The organism is Lysinibacillus sp. PWR01 (genome assembly GCF_043359455.1).
Taxonomy (GTDB): Bacteria; Bacillota; Bacilli; order Bacillales_A; family Planococcaceae; genus Lysinibacillus; species Lysinibacillus fusiformis_F.
Window position 1 is genome coordinate 22,471 of record NZ_JBHERJ010000048.1, and the last position, 6,244, is coordinate 28,714.

Consider the following 6,244-nt stretch of genomic DNA (forward strand, 5'->3'; position numbering starts at 1 on the left):
TATTTATGATTTTTCTCCAGCTATTGAAAGCCATGTTACACAAACAAGCATAACGAATACACCTATTAATTGCCAGAAACCTAAGGAAGTACCGAAAACAATAACTGAAATAACCATTGCTGTTAATGGTTCAATACTGGAAAGAATGCTCGTTTCAACTGCCGAAATGTATTTCATACTACTTAAAAATAAGATAAAAGCAACTGTTCCAAAAAATATTAAAGCAACTAATAACATAAAAATTTTAAAGTCCATTAGTACGCCCCATTGATTGGACTGCCAAACACGGCTTACTACACCTAAAGTGAAGCCACCCACCAGCATCCCCCAGCCAACTACTAAAAGCACACTCCACTCCTTCATTAAGCGTGCAGGATACAAGGTATAAAATGCAAATGTTAAGCCTACTGCTATACCCCACAACAAGGCTTTTGGACTAATAAGCAAACTTTCAAATGATGCGTTCGTTAGTAATAGAAATAACCCTATAAGGGTACCAATAATACCTAACACTTGATATTTTGGTGGCCATTTCTTTAAACTAAGAGAGACATATGCAACAACAAATATTGGCGCTAAAAACTGTAGTAAGGTCGCCAGCACAGCATTACTTTCATTAATTGCAGCAACAAAGGCAAACTGTACACCTAGCATACCTGCAATACCAAAAACAATGAGCTGCCTTCCCCATAGCTTGTGCTGCCAAATACCAAAAATATTTTTTCCTGTTAACAATAAGTATGTAAGTAGTAATATACCTGCAACCGATAAACGGATCGTTAACATAAAGGATACGGTCAACGGTGTATGATTAAGTAACCACTCCATTAAAGGTCCAGTTGCTCCCCATAGCATAGCACCCGAGACAATAAATATTATTCCTTTTAAACGTTTCATACCAATCCTGCTTCCTATATACGTACTAAAAATTGTCACTTTTCTTCAAATCATTTCTTGTACTTCACGAGAAAAGTCCTACTATTTTTCATTATCAAATATTTACAAATATATTCATAATGACTAATTCCCGATTATTATCTATAATATTAGTATATATTGATTACCCAAGGAGATCGAATAATCATGAGTCATATGCATAAATCATTTACGATTGATGAACATTATTTAAATTCACTTCCTTTTCCTGCAATTATCATTAATCAAGATGGACAAGCGACAGTCTGGGGAAAGAGCGCTGAACATCTGATTGGATTATCAGCTAATGATATTAAAGGAAATACTACTCCATCTATACACGAAAATCTACTGCGTCAGCTTCCTGTCGAAACATTTCAATCTATTTTACAAAATGAGGACAGTACGTATCTAGAAAAAATTCAAGTTCACACCACTTCAAATGCAGAAATAACGACAGCTCTGCTAGCTAAACCTTTTACAGATGAAGGAGAGCGTTTTATTCTATTGATTTTTATGCTACCAGAATTAATGACGCAAGCTATCTCTCATTGCAGTACCTTTGTAAACCTTAAGCAAGGTTTAGATGCAACCTTTATGACTGTTACACTCGATCACGACGGATTTATCTTAGAATGTAATAATGAATTTCTAAAAACAAGCCAATGGACACCAAAGCGTGTTATCGGCAAAACTTTTTGGCAGCTATTCCCGGATAATGAAACGAGTGAAAAAATAACACATACAATCTGGCGTAATTTAAATAATGGTCATACGTGGCAAGGAGAAGTTGAAAAAGTCACAAAAACAGGGCAATCCTATTGGGTACTACTAACGGCTATCCCTCTTGTCAACCTTGAAACAAACGAACAACAATTTATCTTAATTGAAAAAGATGTGACGAAGTCAAAAACGATTCAACATCAACTTGAAAAAATTGCTTACATCGATACAGAAACGGGTCTGATGAATGCACATCGACTTGAAAAAGTAATTGCCAATATGATTGACGATGAAAGACATTTTTCATTTGTTTATCTAAGTATTGATAAATTTTATACGCTTAAAGAATTGCATGACCAACAAATCGATCAAAGCCTTATTGTTGAATTTACAAATCGTATAAAAATGTATTTCCAAGATAGCACGATGGCCCGTATCAATGAAAATGATTTTGTTGTCATCACGCCTTTAAGTGAATGGTTTATTCAAGGCTTTTTATCTTACTTACAACAACATCCGATTTATAGCGGCAATATTGCTGTACCAATTTCTATTAGCGGAGGCATAACTAGATATCCTGAGGATCAATCAACATTCTCTCAGCTTATGAAGGCATCCATTGCTACTATTTCAACGGTACGTGAAGCTGGTGGAGACAAAATTGTTTCCTTATCAACAGCAACACATAAAGCTTTAAATCGTAAAGCATTAATTGAAAAGCGCTTACTTCAAGCTCTTGATCAAAAGAACTTAAAGGTACTCTATCAGCCACAAATCGATGTGTATTCTGGAAAAGTTACTGCTGTTGAAGCACTCGTACGTTGGGAAGATGAGGAAATAGGCGTCGTTAAGCCTGATGAGTTAATTCCTATCGCAGAAGAAACAGGTCTGATTAACAATATTGGGTCCTTCATGCTGGAAAAGGCTTGTGAACAAGCTTTACTTTGGAAAAAGGCTGGCTATGATTTAAAAGTATCTATTAACTCTTCTGTACGTGAATTCCGTGATAAAAATATGGCAAAATCCATACTTGAAATGATCACAAAAACAGGTTGTCCAGCGAACCTATTACAAATTGAGATTACTGAAAAATTTGCTTTAGAAGCTGAAGCCGCAACATCTATCGCACAGCAAATGCGTAAGCTTGAAAACGAAGGCATCTCCTTTGTATTAGATGATTTCGGAACAGGCTATGGTTCATTTAGATATATGCAAATATTACCAATTGATACACTGAAAATCGATCAAACTTTTACAAATTCACTATTGAAATCTGAAAAGAGCCAAAAGCTTATGCATGGTATGGTACAACTAGGTAAATCCATGGAATTGAAAGTTGTAGCTGAAGGTGTTGAAACAGCTGAACAAGCAGATCTATTAATTACTTATGGTTGTGATGCCATTCAGGGCTATTATATTAGCAAACCTGTTACACCCGAAGAGATTGAACTATTACTGACTAAAAAGCAATAAATGAATAAGGAGGCTGCGTGTATTGTGCACGCAGCCTCCTTCTATTTTTTATAAACCTTTTGCAATTTTACTTTACTTGAACGAACGGAGCGGAATATGAGTTGAATAATTACTTCTGCAAAAACAAGACCAATAACAATGGCACCTGTAATTAAAAATGCCTTTAAGCCATATTGCAAGCCTTGTAAGTAATCATCTTCTACTACATTTCTCATCGCATTATAGGCCATGCCCCCTGGCACTAACGGTATAATTCCACCAACAATAAAAATAATCATCGGTATTTTAAAACGTCGGGCATACAAATGAGCAATAATCGCTATGACAAATGAGCCAAAGAAAGAGGCTTTGACAACATCCATCCCTTGCTCTGTTAGAACATAGTAAATAATCCAGCCAATTACCCCAACAAGACCGCAATGAAGTAATGTTTTTCTAGGAACATTGAAAATAATGGCAATCCCAGCCGTCGCAAAAAAACTAACAATTAATTGTATAATAATGTCCATCATCTGCATATTGTCCGCCTCCTAAAATCCTAGTGTGACGGCAATTGCTGCACCAATAGCAAAGGCTGTTAAAAAGGCCTCTGCTCCCTTTGCCATCCCTGACATAAAATGACCTGCCATTAAATCACGAACAGCATTTGTAATCAAAATACCTGGTACGAGTGGCATGACGGAACTAATAATAATTTTATCAAGTTCAGTACCATAACCATACTTTACTGCCAAGAAGGCCACAAAGCCGAGGCCGAGTGATGCTGTAAATTCAGAAAAGAACTTTACCTTTGTTAAATGATTGATTATTACAAGTACTAGGAAACCTAGTCCACCTGCTAAACAAGCTATAGGAAAATCAGACCAACCACCTTTAAACATAATTAGGAAACAACCACTAGCAAGTGCAGCTGCCAAAACTTGTAAATAAGTTGGTAAAAAATAATTTGTTTTTTGTATCGACTTTAGCTCGTCATAAGCTTCTTCTAATGTTATGATTTGAGATGTGAGTCTACGAGATACTGAATTTACCAAGGCTATTTTTTGCAAATCTGTAACCCTACTGGAAATTGATGTAATTCTTGTTGGCTGTGTCTTGCCTAACGAAAAAATGATGCCAGTTGGTGTGGCATAACATTGAGCATTTGGCATATTTTGAGAATGTGCCATACGCAGCATCGTATCCTCTACGCGATATGTTTCTGCACCACTTTCAATCATAATGCGCCCTGCAAGCAACAAACAGTCAATCGTAAGTTCATTATCCGCATCTTGTAAGACCATTGCAGCTATCTGCCTCCTTCAAAAGGTTCCTTGCCAATATTAACGAACTGCTAATAAAAACTCAACTGAAAATTTTTTCATAAGCAATTAGTTATCTTTCAATTTATTTTCACAGTCTCACTAATATTGCGCATGATTTTTTCTATTTTAGTAGGTATTTTACAACCTCTTAAAAAGAAGTACAACTACAATTAATTCACTAACTATAGAAGGAAAAGTGATCTTTATAAATTCCCACAAAATAACATAAAAAGATTATAGATTTGTATAACTTTTTTAATGACTGACACGTCTGATTGTATAGAAAATAAAAAAGAGGGGAGCGTATCCAACACCATGCAGGAACGCAGAAAAAGACGCGGTCCAATAATTGATTTCTTATTACTTAGCCTTATTGTGACCTTAACAACTATTATACTTTTTATTATCCTTTCAAAGGATGAATTTAAGTTTCAAAAGATTAGTGCTTCAAAAGAATCCGAGACGGAATCGGTGAATAGTCATTTATCGACCGAAAGTTCTGCGTTTCCCGGCATACGTATTGTGACAGACGTTTCAAATGACAAACGAACACCATTTGCTATTCATTACCCACAAACAGATAACGAAGTTTTTAATGATGCCGTATTACAATACATATCGGATTCAAAAGAAAACTATCTAACATCGATGAAAAAAATTAAAGATAAAGAAGCTATGGGTGAATTAAATATTAGTCTTGAAACGTTTCCATACCGAGAGCATTACTATTCCTTTGTGCTAACAAAGATGCTATATCTAGGTGGAGCCAATCACGAAGTCTCAACAAAAACATTCTTTATTAACAACGAAACTGGCGAACAAATTACGATCCAAACACTCTTACAAAATGATGAGAATAACTTATCTACGTTGGCGGTAAACGTCCGAAAAGATTTGCAAAAAAACCTCCAATTAAAGGATGAGCTTTTCAACGATGAACTATTAAAAGCTACGGAACCAAAATGGTCTAACTTCAATCGCTTTGCTATTGTTGACGATTCATTACAATTCTATTTCGATGAATATGAGATTGCTAGTGGAGCAGCAGGTACCCCAATAGTGAAACTACCCCTTTCACTTATTAACCCATTGTTAGCCTCCGAGTTTCAAATCGCAATGGAAAATGTAAAACCAATCAATCCACCGCCAACTGGTGATCCAAATAAAAAACGTATTGCCTTAACGTTTGATGATGGTCCACATCCAAAAGTGACGGAGCAAATTTTAAATATTCTCGATAAGTATCACGCAAAAGCTACCTTCTTCATGCTCGGTAGTCGTGTACAATATTATCCCGACATCGTAAAAGATGTTCTTGCGCGCGGTCATGAAATTGGAAACCATTCATGGAACCACCCTGTATTAACAAAGCTTACGCAAGAACAAGTAATGAAAGAGTATAACACTACTGCCACTGAAATAGAGAAAGCAATCAATCAAGGTGCGACTGTTTTTAGACCACCCTATGGCGCAACTAATGATACAATTAACGCGGAGATTCCTGTCCCTGTCGTGCTCTGGACGATTGACACATTAGATTGGAAACATCGCAATGCACAGCAACTATTGCCACATGTAAAAAATAATTTACACAATAATGCCATTGTCTTAATGCATGATATTCATCAATCCACTGCAGACGGACTTGACGCTGTTCTTGCCTATTTACAAGAGCAGGGCTATGAATTTGTAACTGTTTCAGAGATACTGCCATATCGCCAATAGTATTGACAAAGAAAAAGTCCAATGAATTTCGATATTCATTGGACTTTTCATGTTGTTGAAAAAAGATCATGTCACTAGCAGAAAAAGACTTTTTAGCAAGTTGA

At 36.0% G+C, this 6,244-nt stretch carries 5 protein-coding genes; 2 read left to right on the forward strand and 3 right to left on the reverse strand.

What is annotated here, in order from left to right; translation table 11 throughout:
- Nucleotides 1-3 precede the first annotated feature (3 nt).
- Nucleotides 4-897 carry a DMT family transporter gene (locus tag ACEVFT_RS09320; protein ID WP_205446667.1) on the reverse strand — a complete coding sequence of 298 codons (894 nt, stop codon included), beginning with the start codon at nt 895-897 and terminating at the stop codon, nt 4-6.
- Nucleotides 898-1,083: 186 nt separating this feature from the next.
- Here ACEVFT_RS09320 and ACEVFT_RS09325 point away from each other — a divergent pair, with 186 nt between their 5' ends.
- Complete coding sequence (locus ACEVFT_RS09325) at nt 1,084-3,111, forward strand: EAL domain-containing protein (RefSeq protein ID WP_393949367.1); 2,028 nt, start codon at nt 1,084-1,086, stop codon at nt 3,109-3,111.
- 41 nt (nt 3,112-3,152) lie between these two features.
- On the opposite strand, the gene ACEVFT_RS09330 is transcribed toward ACEVFT_RS09325, so the two are convergent.
- Both ACEVFT_RS09330 and ACEVFT_RS09335 read right to left on the reverse strand, forming a co-directional pair.
- The gene (locus tag ACEVFT_RS09330; RefSeq protein ID WP_393949369.1) at nt 3,153-3,629 is read right to left on the reverse strand and encodes a threonine/serine exporter family protein; all 477 of its coding nucleotides are present in this window, start codon (nt 3,627-3,629) and stop codon (nt 3,153-3,155) included.
- 12 nt (nt 3,630-3,641) lie between these two features.
- A complete protein-coding gene (locus ACEVFT_RS09335) occupies nt 3,642-4,394 on the reverse strand; it encodes a threonine/serine exporter family protein (RefSeq protein ID WP_342442341.1) in 753 nt (250 codons plus the stop codon).
- Between the two features lie 336 nt (nt 4,395-4,730).
- Between ACEVFT_RS09335 and ACEVFT_RS09340 the strand changes: the two genes are divergently transcribed.
- The gene (locus tag ACEVFT_RS09340) at nt 4,731-6,140 is read left to right on the forward strand and encodes a polysaccharide deacetylase family protein (protein WP_342442340.1); all 1,410 of its coding nucleotides are present in this window, start codon (nt 4,731-4,733) and stop codon (nt 6,138-6,140) included.
- Nucleotides 6,141-6,244: the final 104 nt, after the last annotated feature.